Origin of the sequence: Paractinoplanes abujensis, assembly GCF_014204895.1 — a bacterium.
In the GTDB taxonomy this organism is placed as follows: Bacteria; Actinomycetota; Actinomycetes; order Mycobacteriales; family Micromonosporaceae; genus Actinoplanes; species Actinoplanes abujensis.
The window spans coordinates 5,940,077-5,954,866 of record NZ_JACHMF010000001.1; the positions used below are offsets into that span (position 1 = coordinate 5,940,077).

The 14,790-nt window shown below is 70.5% G+C and carries 13 protein-coding genes; 4 read left to right on the forward strand and 9 right to left on the reverse strand.

Features of this window, described 5'->3' with window-relative positions; all coding sequences use genetic code 11:
• Positions 1-38: 38 nt before the first annotated feature.
• Positions 39-941 (reverse strand): NUDIX hydrolase, encoded by a 903-nt coding sequence (locus tag BKA14_RS45230; protein ID WP_184953652.1) that lies wholly within the window; start codon positions 939-941, stop codon positions 39-41.
• 5 nt (positions 942-946) lie between these two features.
• Positions 947-1,897, reverse strand: coding sequence for an NUDIX hydrolase (locus BKA14_RS27050; RefSeq protein ID WP_184953653.1), 951 nt, complete (start codon positions 1,895-1,897; stop codon positions 947-949).
• A gap of 204 nt (positions 1,898-2,101) precedes the next feature.
• Here BKA14_RS27050 and BKA14_RS27055 point away from each other — a divergent pair, with 204 nt between their 5' ends.
• Positions 2,102-2,332: a PspC domain-containing protein gene (locus BKA14_RS27055; RefSeq protein WP_184953654.1), complete on the forward strand. Its 231-nt coding sequence runs from the start codon at positions 2,102-2,104 to the stop codon at positions 2,330-2,332.
• A gap of 7 nt (positions 2,333-2,339) precedes the next feature.
• On the opposite strand, the gene guaA is transcribed toward BKA14_RS27055, so the two are convergent.
• The 3 genes from guaA to BKA14_RS27070 form a co-directional block, all read right to left on the reverse strand.
• Positions 2,340-3,887 (reverse strand): glutamine-hydrolyzing GMP synthase, encoded by a 1,548-nt coding sequence (gene guaA, locus BKA14_RS27060; RefSeq protein WP_184953655.1) that lies wholly within the window; start codon positions 3,885-3,887, stop codon positions 2,340-2,342.
• Positions 3,884-5,251: a S8 family serine peptidase gene (locus tag BKA14_RS27065; RefSeq protein ID WP_184953656.1), complete on the reverse strand. Its 1,368-nt coding sequence runs from the start codon at positions 5,249-5,251 to the stop codon at positions 3,884-3,886. The genes guaA and BKA14_RS27065 overlap by 4 nt, the downstream gene beginning before the upstream one ends.
• A 94-nt stretch (positions 5,252-5,345) precedes the next feature.
• On the reverse strand, positions 5,346-7,160 hold the full coding sequence (locus BKA14_RS27070; RefSeq protein WP_184953657.1) for a S8 family serine peptidase: 1,815 nt from the start codon (positions 7,158-7,160) through the stop codon (positions 5,346-5,348).
• A gap of 131 nt (positions 7,161-7,291) precedes the next feature.
• Between BKA14_RS27070 and BKA14_RS27075 the strand changes: the two genes are divergently transcribed.
• The gene (locus BKA14_RS27075) at positions 7,292-8,359 is read left to right on the forward strand and encodes an LCP family protein (protein WP_184953658.1); all 1,068 of its coding nucleotides are present in this window, start codon (positions 7,292-7,294) and stop codon (positions 8,357-8,359) included.
• A 10-nt stretch (positions 8,360-8,369) separates the two neighbouring features.
• On the opposite strand, the gene BKA14_RS27080 is transcribed toward BKA14_RS27075, so the two are convergent.
• From BKA14_RS27080 to guaB, 3 genes are read right to left on the reverse strand one after another with little or no spacing between them, the layout of a single operon-like run.
• Positions 8,370-9,797: a M1 family metallopeptidase gene (locus tag BKA14_RS27080; RefSeq protein ID WP_184953659.1), complete on the reverse strand. Its 1,428-nt coding sequence runs from the start codon at positions 9,795-9,797 to the stop codon at positions 8,370-8,372.
• Between the two features lie 43 nt (positions 9,798-9,840).
• Entirely contained in the window at positions 9,841-10,959 is a 1,119-nt protein-coding gene (locus BKA14_RS27085; RefSeq protein ID WP_184953660.1) for a GuaB3 family IMP dehydrogenase-related protein, read from the reverse strand.
• A 14-nt stretch (positions 10,960-10,973) separates the two neighbouring features.
• Entirely contained in the window at positions 10,974-12,461 is a 1,488-nt protein-coding gene (gene guaB / locus BKA14_RS27090) for an IMP dehydrogenase (protein WP_184953661.1), read from the reverse strand.
• 121 nt (positions 12,462-12,582) lie between these two features.
• Between guaB and BKA14_RS27095 the strand changes: the two genes are divergently transcribed.
• Positions 12,583-12,984 carry a DUF5319 domain-containing protein gene (locus BKA14_RS27095; RefSeq protein WP_184953662.1) on the forward strand — a complete coding sequence of 134 codons (402 nt, stop codon included), beginning with the start codon at positions 12,583-12,585 and terminating at the stop codon, positions 12,982-12,984.
• Positions 12,985-13,141: 157 nt separating this feature from the next.
• Here BKA14_RS27095 and BKA14_RS27100 read toward each other — a convergent pair whose 3' ends face one another.
• Positions 13,142-13,993, reverse strand: coding sequence for a response regulator transcription factor (locus BKA14_RS27100; protein ID WP_184953663.1), 852 nt, complete (start codon positions 13,991-13,993; stop codon positions 13,142-13,144).
• Between the two features lie 231 nt (positions 13,994-14,224).
• Between BKA14_RS27100 and BKA14_RS27105 the strand changes: the two genes are divergently transcribed.
• On the forward strand, positions 14,225-14,614 hold the full coding sequence (locus BKA14_RS27105) for a WhiB family transcriptional regulator (RefSeq protein WP_184953664.1): 390 nt from the start codon (positions 14,225-14,227) through the stop codon (positions 14,612-14,614).
• Positions 14,615-14,790 lie beyond the last annotated feature (176 nt).

A 14,790-nucleotide genomic window follows, 5' to 3' on the forward strand; every position in this document is an offset into this window, starting at 1 on the left:
CGGGACAGGCCACCTGTTCACCTCTCCCTCCGCTGATTTTAACTCGTCCGTTCCGCTCCGACCCGGGCTACAGCGTCGGCACCCAGCTCGGTGAGGCGCAACCGCCCGGCCTCGGCGGGCGTGAACCAGCGGGCCTCGGCGGTGGATCCGCCTGCCTCCTCGGTCACTACAGGTTCCGTCGGCACATCGACCTGAACCCTGAACAGGACACGGATGACGTGCCAGTCGATCGGCACCCCTTCCGGCCCGTACGCGGCGGGATCGTGCCGGTGCGAGACCCCGAGCAGGCCGGTCACCCGGCCCGTCTGCGACGTCTCCTCGATCAGTTCGCGGGCCAGCGCAGCCTTGGGCGTCTCGCCGTGATCGGTGCCGCCGCCAGGCAGATGCCAGCGGCCGGCGCCCGGATAACCATCGGCGATCCGGGTGAGCAAAATCCGCCCGTTCGGGTCGGTCACCACCCCGTACGCGCCAAAACGTTGTACTCGCGACGGACGAGCGGTTTCCTCATCTACATCTGATTTGTCGGAAACCACGGCCGGTCCGCCGAGCGCCGCCGCCGTGAAGGGCATCAACGGCAACGCGGCAATGCGCCCGGAAGTCACCCATTCGACGGACTCGGTGGTGCCGAGCGCCTCGGCGCGCAGTGTCCCGCCGGTCACCGACACGTCGTAGACGATGCGATCGGTGTGTTCGAGGTCGCCGCCGGGGAGCCGGAAGACGTCGGCGGCGACGGCGTGCAGCCCGTCGATCCGGACGGACAGACCGGTCTCCTCGCCGAATTCGCGCACCACCGCGGCGTCCGGGTGCTCACCCTGCTCGACGCCGCCGCCGGGCAGGGTCCACAGGCCGGGGAAATTGCTCAGGGACGAGTTCCGGGCGAGCAGCACCCGCCCGGAGTCGTCGCGGCAGATCCCGTACGCCCCGACCCGTCTGATCTTCACCGGGCCTAGATTAGCCCCGCCTTCCGCAGCGCCTCCGCGGTCACTTCGGTCAGCTCGTCCTCGGGCAGGTCGGCCACCTGCTTGACCGGCACCCAGCGGGCCTCGGACGTGGAGCCGCCCACATCCCGGATCTCGACCTCGGTCGGCTCGTCGACGATCACCCGGTAGAAGGCCCGGACGCCGTGCCAGTCGATCGGGTAACCCTCGGGGCCGAGCGAGGCCGCGTCGCGGTGACTGGCCACGCCGAGCAGCTCGACCAGCCGGCCGGCCTGACCCGTCTCCTCGACGAGTTCGCGGATCAGGGCGGTGCCGGGCTGCTCGCCGTAGTCGGTGCCACCGCCGGGCAGATGCCAGCGACCCTCTCCGGGATAACCCGGAGCGATCCGGGTCAGCAGCAGGCTGGTGTCGTGCGGGTCCGTGGCGATGGCGTACGCGGCGAAGCGCTGGGCCCGGTGCAGCCCGTCCGGCCCGGGGTGGGCGTAGAAGGACGGGAACGTCGGGGCCGTCTCGGGGCGCAGGTCGGCCGAGGCACTGCCCAGGCCGAGCGCATCCGCCGTGAACTGCCGGAGCTTGAGCCCCTCGGCTTCCTCCAGCGTGTGCCACCGGGCCAGGTCGGTGGGGTGGCCGACGCGGTCCACGATGGTGCCGCCCCGGATCGAGACCGAGTAGATGAGGCGGTCGGTGTGGATGGTGACGCCGCGGTGCGGCAGCGAGCGCATGTCGGCCAGCACGTCGCGCAGCCCGGTGACGGCGACCGAGAGCCCGGTCTCGGCGGCCGTCTCGCGGACGACGGTGTGGTTGGGATCTTCGCCGTGGTCGACGGCGCCGCCGGGCAACGACCAGACGCCCGGCGTGCCGGACTTGCTGGAGGCGCGCACGAGCAGCACCCGGCCCTCGTCATCGGTGGCGACGGCGTAGGCGGCGATCCGGCGGAGCGGTTCCAGTGCGGGGGTCACGGGCGGCATTCTGCCCGGAATATGTTAACTCCAGAAATCGTCTGTCGGATTCCTGACAGGGGGTTCGCGCTGCGTAATCGCTGATCAGAGCATCATTAGGCACATTGGGCCCTCGATCAACTACAACGCGTGACCGTTATTTCAGGGTCCGTATCCGGGGGCTCACCGAGGTCGCCGGGGTCGTCCGGGAGCCACCATGGGTACATGACACAGCTCCCCGACGGCGGCCTCCAGACCCCGTACAAGCAACTCCGCCGGCCCCTCGACGACCGTCTCGCGGCGGGCGTCTGCAGCGGTGTCGGACGCTACTTCGGCGTCGACCCCGTGCTCGTCCGGGTCGGTTTCGCCCTGCTCGCCGTGATCACCGCGGGTGCGGCGCTGCTCGCCTACCCGATCATGTGGTTCCTGATGCCCGAGGAGACCCCGGGCATCTGAGAACCGCTCACTCCCACTCGATGGTGCCCGGGGGCTTGCTCGTGACGTCGAGAACGACCCGGTTGACCTCGCGCACCTCGTTGGTGATCCGGGTCGAGATCTTCGCGATCACGTCGTAGGGCAGCCGTGACCAGTCCGCGGTCATCGCGTCCTCGCTGGAGACGGGCCGCAGCACGACCGGATGCCCGTACGTCCGGCCGTCGCCCTGCACGCCGACGCTGCGCACGTCAGCCAGCAGCACCACCGGGAACTGCCAGACGTCACGGTCGAGCCCCGACGCGGTCAGCTCCTCGCGGGCGATCAGGTCGGCCGCGCGCAGCAGGTCGAGCCGGTCGCGGTCGACCGCGCCGATGATGCGGATGGCCAGGCCGGGGCCGGGGAACGGGTGACGCTGCACCATCTCCTCCGGCAGGCCGAGCTCGGCCCCCAGGGCGCGCACCTCGTCCTTGAACAGGGTGCGCAGCGGCTCGATGAGCGCGAACTGCAGGTCGTCGGGCAGGCCGCCCACATTGTGGTGGGACTTGATGTTGGCCGTGCCCGTGCCGCCGCCCGACTCCACCACGTCGGGGTAGAGCGTGCCCTGCACCAGGAACTCGATGTGCCGCTCGGCGTCGAGCTCGCGGGCCGCGCCCTCGAACGCGCGGATGAACTCGCGGCCGATGATCTTGCGCTTCTGCTCGGGGTCGGTGACGCCGGCCAGGTGGCCCAGGAACACGTCGGCCGCGTCCACCACCTTGAGCCGGGCGCCGGTGGCGGCCACGAAGTCCTTCTCGACCTGCTCGGCCTCGCCCGCGCGGAGCAGGCCGTGGTCGACGAAGACACAGGTCAGCTGGTCGCCGATCGCCCTCTGCACGAGCGCGGCGGCGACCGCCGAGTCGACCCCGCCGGAGAGCCCGCAGATCACCTGCTTGTCGCCCACCTGGGCGCGGATCGCGGCCACCTGGTCCTCGATGATGTTGCCCGGGGTCCAGGTCGGCTCGAGGCCGGCGATGTCGTAGAGGAACCGCTTGAGCATCTCCTGCCCCTGCTCGGTGTGCGCCACCTCGGGGTGGAACTGCACGCCGGCCCGGCGGGTGTTGAGATCCTCGAAGGCGGCCACCGGCGCACCCGGTGTCGAGGCGGTGACCGCGAAGCCCTGCGGGGCCACGGCCACACTGTCGCCGTGACTCATCCAGACCGGCAGGTCGTCGGGCAGCTCGCGCAGCAGCGTGCCGCCCTGAGCGGTCAGGTGGGTGCGCCCGTACTCCCGCGAGCCGGTGTGCGCGACCGTGCCGCCGAGCGCCTGGGCCATCGCCTGGAAGCCGTAACAGATGCCGAAGACGGGCACCTCGTTGTCGAACAGCTTGGCGTCGAGCACCGGCGCGCCGGGCTCGTAGACGCTGGACGGGCCGCCGGACAGGATGATGGCGGCCGGGTCCTTGGCCAGCATCTCGGCCACGGGCATGGAATGCGGGACGATCTCGGAATAGACCCGCGCCTCACGGACACGGCGGGCGATCAGCTGGGCGTACTGGGCGCCGAAGTCGACGACGAGAACCGGGCGGGGAGTACTCACCCGCCGAGTTTACCGTTGGCGACCCGCGCGTTCCCGGCCCGGTCGACCGCCCGGACCACTACGGTACGTGCTCGCGCGGGCACTACAAAACGGTGGGCGGCGGCCGCTGAACGGGCAGTGACCTTGCCGTTCACGATCAGTTCGAGACGGGCCAGGCCGGACGGGTCGGTGGCACGCGCGGTGACCGTGCGCCCCGACTTGGCCAGCCGCAGGACGGGCGCGGCGTTGTCGGCGCGCACGGTCCGCCGTACGACGGTCAGGTTGCCCTTGCGGTCGTAGGCGCGCAGCTCCAGCGGCACCGGGCCGGTGCGGGGGGCGGACTGCCAGACGAAGGAGTACGGCGCGGTGGTGTCGGTGGCGATCAGGCGGCCCGCGGCGTACAGCTGGACCCTCCGGACGCCGTGCTGGTCGGCCGCGCCGGCCGTGACCGTGACCCGGCCCCGGACGAGCGGGCGCACGGCCCCGAAGGCGAGCGACGGACGAACGACGTCGCCGTCGATCGGCAGGGCCCGCAGCGCGGCCAGGGCGTCGACGCGTCCGGAGCGGCGGGTCCGGGTCGAGATCAGCGTGGTGCGGATGAGGGCGGCCGAGGGTGTGGGGTCGGTCGAGGCCAGCAGGGCCGCCACGCCCGCTACGAACGGAGTGGCCGACGAAGTTCCGCAGTACTGCCCCACGGTGCCCGAGGGGCCCTGGGCCGGGTTGCAGCCGGGCGCGGTGACCCCGACCCAGCTGCCGAAGTTGGACCAGTCGTAGCGAGCGCCGGTCGACGTGACCCCGCCGACCGCGAGCACGGACCCGATGGCCGCCGGATAGTGCGGAGTGGAGACACCGCGGTTGCCGGCCGCGGCCACCACCAGCGCACCCTTGCTCTCGGCGTAGCCGACGGCGTCGCGCAGCAGCGAGCTGTCGTCCGCCCCGCCCAGCGACAGGCTGATCACGGCCGCGCCGCGGTCGGCCGCGTAACGGATGCCCAGCGCGATGTCGGTGTAGCTGCCGCCGCCCTTGGCGTTGAGCACCTTGACCGGCAGGATCCGGCAGTTACCGCAGACGCCGTCGACGCCCGTGCGGTTGCCGGTGGCCGCGGCGATCACGGTGGCGGCCATGGTGCCGTGCCCGTTGTCGTCGGACGCGTCGTCGTCGTGGTTGACGAAGTCGCGGCCGGTCAGCAGACGGCCGGCCAGGTCGGGCAGCCGGCTCACGCCGGTGTCGATCACCGCGACGATCACCCGGGACGAGCCGCGGGTGGACGCCCAGGCCGCGGTGACCCGGGCCTCGATCAGGCCGGGCTGCGCGACGGCGGCCTGGGCGGGCGTCGCGACCAGCATGGAGCCGGCGGCGGCCAGACCGGCGAGCAGCTTCCGCATTCCTCGGACCTCGCAAAAATGAAGGAGCCGGCCACGATGGCCGGCTCCTTCACGTTCGGTCGGTCCGGGTGGATCCCCGGAGCGAGCGGGTTGTCTAGCGGGTGTAGCTGTACTTCGCGGACAGGCTCGAGTTGCCGGCCCGGTCATAGGCGCGCACCTGCACGGTGAACTTCGACGGCACCGCCGTGGTGGCGAACGCGAAGGCCGTGGTGTTGGTGTGCTTCTGGGCCACCTTGCCGTTGAGCAGCAGCTCGAAGCGGTTGATGCCGTACGCGTCGGAGCCGGTGTAGCCGATCGTCACCTTGCCCTTGAGCTTGGAGCCGCTCTTGGGGGCCGAGGTGATCCGCACGGCCGGCTTCGTGTTGTCGATCGTGATGGTGCTCGACACGATCTTGTTGTTGCCGGCCCGGTCGAAGATGCGCAGCTCGATCTTGGTCGGGCCCTTGTACGAGCTGAAGTTGAAGCTGACGCCGAACGGCGCGTTCCGGCTGTACCCGACGAACTTGTTGTTCACCCAGAGCGTCGTGTTCCGGATGCCGGAGCGGTCGTCCTTGAGGCCCAGCGGGCTGACCGCGAAGGTGCCGCGCTTGACCGCGCCGTTGCCCGGCGTGATGCCGGTGGCGGTCGGCGCGGTGGTGTCGGTGCCCACCGGGAGCGAGGCCGGGATGTCGATCAGGCCGTAGTTGACGCCGCCGTTGGCCAGCTTCCGCTGGGCCGCGCCGGAGTAGATGGCGCTGGCCAGCGACCAGCCGGTGTAGTTGGGGTGCTGCGACTTGATCAGGGCGGCCGCGCCGGCCACGATCGGCGACGAGAACGAGGTGCCCTGGATGCCGCTGCTGTAGTTGCCGAACCGGTCCATGCTCAGCACGGTGCCGGGGGCGGCCACGTCGACCCACGAGTCGCCGGCCTTGTTGTAGGACGAGAACGCGGAGCGGGTCGTCGTGCCGGACGTGCAGTCGGGGTCGCTGGCGAACGCCGGGCAGCGGTTCGTCGCGGCCACGGTGAGCACGTCACCGTAGGCGCCCGGGTACTGCTTCACGGTGTTGCCCGCGTTGCCCGCGGCCGCCACCACGAGGGCGCCGTTCATGTTGGCGTAGGCCACCGCGTCGGCCAGCACCTTGGTCGACTGGGGCGAGCCGAGCGACAGGTTCAGAATGCGCGCGCCCTTCTGGACGGCCCAGATGATGCCCTTCGCGACGTCGCTGTCCCAGCCGCTGCCCTCGCTGTCGAGCACCTTGACCGGCATGATCTTGCAGGTCCAGCAGACGCCGGCCATGCCCTGGCCGTTGTTGCCGCGAGCGGCGATCAGGGCGGCGACGGCGGTGCCGTGGCCCTCGTCGTCGGCCGGGCTGGCGTCCTTGTTGACGAAGTCGTAACCGGGCACGAGCGCGCCGACCAGGTCGCCCTCATTGGCGACGCCGGTGTCGATGACGGCGACGGTGATCGGGGTGGCTCCACCGGTCGTCGTGTCCCACGCCGCGGGCGCCTTGACCGTGTACATCTCGTTCTGCAGTTTGAACGAGGGGTCGGTCGGCGTGACGTCGAACGCCTTGGTCTGCACGTCCTGCTCGACATAGGCCACGTTCGGGTCGCTGCGCAGCGCGGAGATCATCGCGGAGCTGCGGCCGGACGGCACCGACACGCTGGAAGCGTTGATGGCGGACAAGGCCGAGGTCGCGGCGGCGTCACCGGTGGTGACCCGCGCGCCCGCGGCGGACATGGTCCGGGTGGCGGCGCTGCGGTCGGCGCCGGTCTTGTAACCGACGACGAGGCGGACGGACGACGCCGCAGCCGCTGCCGGAACCTTCTTGGTGTCGGCGGCCAGCGCCCACGTGGTCACGCTCGTCATCGAAACGACGACGGCGGTGGAGATGAGACCGACGGTGACCCGTCGCTTGGTGAGCTTCATTGAAGCGTTTGCCTCCCCCGTTGATTCGCGGCGGTCAGCGTACGGGCGAATCAACGGAAAGCAATGACCGGTTTCACATTGCGAGATCTGCAGACATTGAGCTGGGGATCAAGCTCGCTTACTGTTCCGACATGCGGAACAAGAGGGTGAGCCTGTGGATCGGCGGCGCGGTGGCCGTCGCGCTGCTGGCCGGCGGTGGCATCGCGTGGGCCGTCCGCTCCGGGCCGGACAAGCCTACGGCGGCGCCCGCCGGCTCGGCCCCGCCCGCGACGCCTGCCGCCCCCACCAGCGCCGCCCCGTCGCCCGGGGCCGACATCACCGGGCCGCTCGACCTCGTGCTCGTCGGCGTCGACACCCGCGTCTCGATCCCCGGCTGGGAGCCGCACGCCGACGCCATCATGCTGCTGCACGTCGAACGCGGGCTCGACTCCGCGTACCTCTACTCGATCCCCCGCGACACCCGGGTCGCGGTGCCCGGCCACGGCACGCGCAAGGTCACCGAGGCGATGAGCCTCGGCTCGCGCGTCGCCGGCAGCAAGGTGCCGGACGTGCAGAAGGGCTATCAGCTGCTGACCCGGACGCTCAGCGGCTACACCGGCATCAAGGAGTTCCAGGCCGGCGCGATCCTCAACTTCGGCGGCCTGGCCCGGCTGACCGACCAGCTCGGCGGGGTCGACCTGGTGATCGACCAGAAGGTCAAGTCGCGGCACCGCAAACCGGACGGATCGCTGCGGCCGCTCTCCGGCGGCGACTACATCGGACCGCAGGCCGTCTACGAGCCGGGCCGCCGGCGCCTCGTCGGCTGGCAGGCGATCGACTACGCCCGGCAGCGCTACGGGCTGCCCGACGGCGACTACGACCGGCAGCGGCATCAGCGCCAGCTCGTCGCGGCCCTGCTGACCAAAGCGATGAGTCAAGGTCTGCCCACCCAGCCGGAAAAGTTGGACCAGTTGGTCTCCGCGCTCGGCGACACGCTTGTCTACCTGGGCGGGCGCAAACCGGTCGAATACGCGTACGCGCTCCGCGACCTCTCCCCCTCGAAGATCACCCGGGTCAGCCTGCCCGGGCGCGGGGTCGGCCGGGGCAGCGGCTACCTCGGTGAGCAGCTCACCGAGGAGGGCCGCGGCTTCGTCCGGGCCGTCGCGCAGGGCAAAGCGGCCGCTTACCTCGTGAGCCACCCCAAGCTCGTAGACAAATAGGTATCAGGCGTCAGGGCTTGGCCGGCTTCTCGTCGCTGAACAGCCAGGCCTGGAACAGGTCGTCGAGCTGCTTGCCCGAGATCTCCTCGGCCATCGCGATCAGGTCGTCGGTGCCGGCGTTGCCGTCCTTGTGCTCGCTGGTCCACCGCTTGAGCAGCTGGTCGAACGCGGGGTCGCCGATCGCCTTGCGCAGCGCGAAGACGGTCATGCCGCCGCGCTGATAGACGGCCTGCCCGAAGATGCGGTTCGCCCCGGGGTTGCCGGCCTGGCCGGGCTGGTTCCACGCGTACGAGTTGTAGACGTTGTCGAAGTTGGCCTGCACGCTGTCGCCGCCCGAGTGCTCGTCCCACAGCCACTCCGCGTACGTGGCGAAGCCCTCGTTGAGCCAGATGTCCTGCCACTTCTCCAGGGCCACGCTGTCGCCGAACCACTGGTGGGCCAGCTCGTGGGCGACCACGCCCTGGTTGGGGCCGCCGGTGAAGAACGCGGGCCCGTACACCGGCCGGCTCTGCGTCTCCAGCGCGTACCCGATGCGCTGGTCGTCGACCGCGACCCCGCCGTTCGCGTCGAACGGATACGGGCCGAACTTGGTGGCCAGGAAGTCGGTGATCTCGGCCGTCCGGGCCAGCGACTGGGCGGCCGCGCCGTCGGCGGGCAGCGCCTCGGAAATCGCGATCACCATCGGCTTGCCGTTGTGCTCGGTGGTGGTGACCCGGTACTGCCCGATCACGACCATCGCCAGGTAGCTCGCCATGGGCGCGCTCTGCGACCACGTCCACGTCGTCCAGCCGCCGCTGGTGCGCTGCGGGCCGGGCACGCCGTTGCTGATCGCCTCGACGCCCTCGGGCACGGTCATCTCGAGCTTGAAGGTGGCCTTGTCGCGCGGGTGGTCGTTGACCGGGAACCACGTGCTGGCCGACTCGGGCTGGCCCAGCGCGACCGCACCCTGCTGATTCTCCAGCCAGCCGCCCTGGCCGAGCACCGCGTCGCCGAGCTGCGCGGGCCGGCCGCCGTACTCGACGACTGTGGTGAACGCGCGCCCGGTGGGGATGCCGGCGGCCGGGGTGATGATCAGCTCGGTGCCCGCGGCCGACGACTTCGCCCGTACGCCGTCGACCGTCACGCTCTTCGCGACCAGCTTGGACAGATCGAGGTTGAACCGGGACAGGTCCTGCGTCGCGGTGGCGGTGATCGTCGCCGTGCCGGTGAGCTGCTCGCTCCGTGGGTCGTAGCGCAGCTTGAGGTCGTAGCCGGCCACGTCGTAGCCACCGTTGCCGTACTTCGGGAAATAGGGGTCGCCGATGCCCTCCGCACCGGGGGCGAAAACCGGCGCGGAGGACGGGGCCTGACTCGGGGCCGGGGCCGGCTCGTCGTCGGAGGAACAGCCGGCGACTGCCAGCGCGACACAGAGGACTCCGGCAACACCCGCACGCTTCATAGGCGCGAGGTTAGCTCCGCCCGGCGAAAGGCACGGGAAAGGCCTACTTGTCGAGGACGAGCGCGACCTTCTGGAACTCCTTGACGTCGCGATAACCGCACTTGGCCATCGCGCGCCGCAGCCCGCCGAACAGGTTGAGCTGGCCGTCGGGCCGGTTGGCCGGGCCGTAGAGCAGCTCCTCGAGGGTGCCGTCGGGCTCGCCCGCGATGCAGAACCCGCCGCGCGGAAGCTGCGGGTGGCTGGCCGACGAATGCCACCAGGCACCGCCGGCCGGGGCGCCCTCGGCCAGTGAGAGCGGCTCGCCGAGCATCACCGCGTCGGCGCCGCAGCCGATCGCCTTGGCGATGTCGCCCGAGGTCGAGATGCCGCCGTCGGCGATCAGGTGCACGTAGCGGCCGCCGGTCTCGTCGAGGTAGTCACGGCGGGCGGCCGCGGCGTCGGCGATCGCGGTGGCCATCGGCACGCGGATGCCGAGCACGGTGTCGGTGGTCGACCACTCGTCGGCCCCGACCCCCACGATCACGCCGGCCGCACCGGTGCGCATCAGGTGCAGCGCTGTCTTGTAGTCGGTGCAGCCGCCGACGATGACCGGCAGGTCGAGGTCGGCGATGAACTCCTTGAGGTTGAGCGGCTCGTCCGTCGTGGACACGTGCTCGGCACTGACCAGGGTGCCCTGGATGACGAGCAGGTCGACCCCGGCGTCGAGCACGACCGGCGCCAGCGCGAGGGTGTGCTGCGGCGACACCCGGACGGCGACGGTGATGCCGCCCTCGCGCATCGTGCGCACGCGCTCGGCGATCAACTCCGGCTTGATCGGCTCGGAGTAGACCTCCTGCAGGCGCCGGGTGGCGTCGGCGTCCTCGTCGAGCGAGGCCAGCTCCTCCAGGATCTTGGTCGGGTCCTCGTAACGCGTCCACAGGCCCTCGGCGTTGAGCACGCCCAGGCCGCCGAGGCGGCCCAGGGCGATCGCGGACTCCGGGCTCATGGTCGCGTCGGACGGATGCGCGACGCAGGGGATCTTGAAGGGGTAGGCGTCGACGCGCCACTCGGTGGACACGTCGTCCACGTCGCGGGTGCGGCGGCTCGGGACGATGGCGATGTCGTCCAGGTGGTATCCGCGCTGAGCGGTCTTGCCCAGACCGATCTCCACGACGTCACGCATGATTCAAGCCCTCTTTATCGCGAGTGGTAGTTCGGAGCCTCGACGGTCATCTGGATGTCGTGCGGGTGGCTTTCCTTGAGGCCCGCCGCGGTAATCCTGATGAGCTGCCCACGCTGCTGCAAGTCGGGAATCGTCTCGGCCCCGGCGTAGCCCATCGCCAGCCGGACACCGCCGACGAGCTGAGCCACCACCCGGGAGAGCGGGCCACGGTAGGGAACCTGGCCCTCGACGCCCTCGGGCACGAGCTTCTCCTCCGGCACATCATGCTGGAAGTAGCGGTCCTTGGAGTAGGACTTGGCCTGACCGCGCGACTGCATGGCGCCGAGCGAACCCATTCCCCGGTACGACTTGTACTGCTTGCCGTTGACGAAGATGAGGTCGCCGGGGCTCTCCTCCGAGCCGGCCAGCAGGCCGCCCAGCATGACGGTCTCGGCGCCGGCCACGATCGCCTTGGCGATGTCGCCGCTGTACTGGATGCCGCCGTCGGCGATCACCGGGACGCCGAACGGCGCGCACGCACGCTGCGCCTCCATCACGGCGGTGATCTGCGGGACGCCGACCCCGGCCACGATGCGGGTCGTGCAGATGGCGCCGGGACCGACACCGACCTTGACCGCGTCGGCGCCCGCCTCGGCCATCGCCTTGGCCCCCGCGTACGTCGCGACGTTGCCGCCCACGATGTCGGTGCCGGTGTCGCGCTTGAGCCGGGCGATCATGTCGAGCACCTGGCGCTGGTGACCGTGCGAGGTGTCCACGATGATCACGTCGACGCCGGCGTCGATCAGGCCGCGGGCCCGCTTGTAGGACTCGTCGCCGACGCCCACCGCGGCCGCGACCCGCAGGCGGCCCTGCGCGTCCTTCGTCGCGTTGGGGTACTGCTCGCTCTTCGTGAAGTCCTTGACCGTGATCAGGCCGCGCAGCTTGCCGCTGTCGTCGATCAGCGGCAGCTTCTCGATCTTGTGCTGCTGGAGCAGGCCGAGCGCCTGGTCCTTGGTCACCCCGACCGGGGCGGTGATCAGCGGCATCTTGGTCATGACGTCGCGCACCTGCGCGTTCTCGTCGGTGACGAAGCGCATGTCGCGGTTGGTCACGATGCCGACCAGGGTGCCGTCGGCGTCGGTGACCGGCACGCCCGAGATGCGGTAACGGCCGCAGAGCTGGTCGACCTCGCGCAGCGTGTCGTCGGGGCTGCAGGTGACCGGGTTGGTGATCATGCCCGACTCGGACCGCTTGACCAGGTCGACCTGGGCCGCCTGGTCCTCCGCGGAGAGGTTGCGGTGCAGCACGCCGATGCCACCCTCACGGGCCATGGCGATCGCCATGCGGGCCTCGGTGACGGTGTCCATCGCGGCCGACAGCAGCGGGATGGTCAAGCTGATGTTGCGGGTGAGCCGCGTGTTCGTGTTGACCCGGCTCGGCACGATGTCCGATTCGCCGGGCTGGAGAAGCACATCGTCGAAGGTCAGACCGAGCGGAACCGTACGGGCCGAGTCAGTTTCCACGGAGCATCCCTAAAGCCGGAAGACGGATGGTTCATCGTACCCATCCGTCTTCGGCAACCTCGGGGGACGGACAGGACGTGCGGGCCAGCACACATCCGTGGAGGGTGAGTACGGTAAGGGGGTGCAAGAAGAGCCGATCGACCCGTTCAACGGCGACCCCGCCGACCCGGCCGCCGGTCTCGACGACGTCAGCGACGACGCCGAGTCCGAGCCGCTGACCGACGCCGAACGGCAGGACGTCCTCGAGGATCTCTCCGACCTGGAGATCTATCAGGCGCTCCTGAGCCCGACCGGCATCCGCGGCCTGGTCATCGAGTGTGAGGACTGCCACGAGCCGCACTACTTCGACTGGGATCTGCTGCGGGGCAACTTGCGGCATCTGCTGAGCAGCGGGCGTCCCCGAGTGCACGAGCCGGCCTACGATCCCGATCCCGACCACTACGTCACGTGGGAGTACGCGCGCGGTTACGCCGACGGCGTTCACGACACGCTGACCGAGGGCAACGAGGACGACAAGGAATAAAGGAACGGGGGCCTGAGTCTGATGGCTCCGCTTCGCTCCGCGTGGCAATCGCCTTGTAACCGGTGAGATGGCAGGCGATTTCCGCCACCCGCAAACCCCGCGGGCGTCGAAAAACCGACTGCCATCTCACCGGCGGCGATCGCCGGAAGTGTGACTGTTAAGCCACCAGCCCGGCCCGGAAGCCGGCCGCGACCGCGTGGGCGCGGTCCCGGGCCCCGAGCTTCCGGAAGAGCCGCCGGGCGTGGGTCTTGACGGTGTCCTCCGAGACGAAGAGCTCGCGGCCGATCTCGGCGTTGCTCTTGCCGTCGGCCATCCCCCGCAGCACCTGCAGCTCGCGCTCGGTGAGCGTCAGCCGCCGGCCCGCGGGCGCCGGGTCGGCCACCCCGACCTGGGTCTCGTTGCCGGGCCAGGCCACCATCGGCCGGCCGGTGGCGGGATCGATCGGGGCGTCGCCACGCTGCGACGGCACCATGGGCGCGTTGGGACCGAGCACGGCCGGCACGGCCGCCGCGTTCGGCGCCCCTACGGACAGACCGTTCTGGTAGGCCGCCCGGGCCGCCGTCGAGTTGTTGTTGCGGGCTCCGCCGGCGACTGCCGCCGGCTGGGCGTTCGCCCCGTTGATCGGCATGCCCTGCGGGCGCACCGGGAGCAGCAGCAGGAGCAGTGCCTTGGCCACGACGCTGACCAGGTCGTGCTCGACGCCGCGGATGACGCCGCGGGCACCGGCGGCGACGGCCGCCGCGGCCACCCGCGGGTCCTCGGCGCCGAAGAGCACCACCTGCGCCTGGGGCGCACGGGCAAGGACGCGCCGGGTGAAACCGACGCTGTCGGGACGAGTCACGGCGGTGTCAGCCAGGACCACTTCAGCCGGCCGTTCAGCCAGGCGGATCATGGCCTCGGTCTCGCTGACCGCGGTCCGGACGACGCCGGTCATGCCGAGCCGGGCCGCGGTGGACGCGACGGTCTGGGCCGCCAGCGGGGTACGGACGCACACGAGGACGGTACGCACAGTGATCCTCCTTCTCTCTCAGAGGAGATCACGCGAGGGCCGCAGCATTACGCGCTTTAGATGGAAAAAATGGGAAAGATCGGTATCAGTAGCTTGCCCGATGCCATGCGGCTTCAGAAGACATCGACATGTTGCGTGTGAGCCTGGGATCACCGGGGTAACACCGCGGCAGGCCTGAGCAAGGGCCCTCGTGACGACACTCCGCGGTGCCGCGCGGGAGGAGGGTGTTACATGTCGAACGTTCGCAGACTGCCCGGGCCCATCGCCGACCTGTGGGACTGGCAGCGACTTGGTCTGTGCCGAGGCCGGGACAGCGCTCAATTCTTCCACCCGGACGGCGAACGCGGTTCGTCCCGCAACCGCCGGGAAGCCAAAGCCAAGAGCATGTGTGGCGCGTGCCCCGTCCGGGCCGAGTGCGCCGCGCACGCCCTCGCGGTTCGCGAGCCGTACGGGGTCTGGGGCGGCCTCACCGAAGCGGAGCGGCTGCGGCTGCTCGCCGTCGGTTGGGAGGACACCGCCGACCGCCATCACGGACGAGTCGACCTGGCCCGGCTGGAGGCCCGGCTCGGCCGGCCCCACAAGTCAGCCGTTCCCGCGCAGCGGCAGGCCCCGGCGGCCTGACGCCGCACCCTAGGCATCACCATGACGATCCGGTCCCCGTTCGGGGGCCGGGTCGAGTTGTTCGACGGCTCTTCATCAACCGCATTGGTGGACATGCAAGCCACCGTATGAGCGACTTGCGCACCGGCGACGGACCGCAGGTGCGGCCTTCAAGTAACCGGCACCTTCGCGTTCCG

Excerpts from the sequence above, each read along its gene's own strand:
- BKA14_RS27105 (WP_184953664.1), top strand. The coding sequence starts at position 14,225 with ATGTCGAACGTTCGCAGACTGCCCGGGCCCATCGCCGACCTGTGGGAC.
- BKA14_RS27065 (WP_184953656.1), bottom strand. The coding sequence starts at position 5,251 with ATGCGGAAGCTGCTCGCCGGTCTGGCCGCCGCCGGCTCCATGCTGGTC.
- BKA14_RS27080 (WP_184953659.1), bottom strand. The coding sequence starts at position 9,797 with ATGAAGCGTGCGGGTGTTGCCGGAGTCCTCTGTGTCGCGCTGGCAGTC.
- BKA14_RS27085 (WP_184953660.1), bottom strand. The coding sequence starts at position 10,959 with ATGCGTGACGTCGTGGAGATCGGTCTGGGCAAGACCGCTCAGCGCGGA.
- BKA14_RS27075 (WP_184953658.1), top strand. The coding sequence starts at position 7,292 with ATGCGGAACAAGAGGGTGAGCCTGTGGATCGGCGGCGCGGTGGCCGTC.
- BKA14_RS27070 (WP_184953657.1), bottom strand. The coding sequence starts at position 7,160 with ATGAAGCTCACCAAGCGACGGGTCACCGTCGGTCTCATCTCCACCGCC.
- BKA14_RS27055 (WP_184953654.1), top strand. The coding sequence starts at position 2,102 with ATGACACAGCTCCCCGACGGCGGCCTCCAGACCCCGTACAAGCAACTC.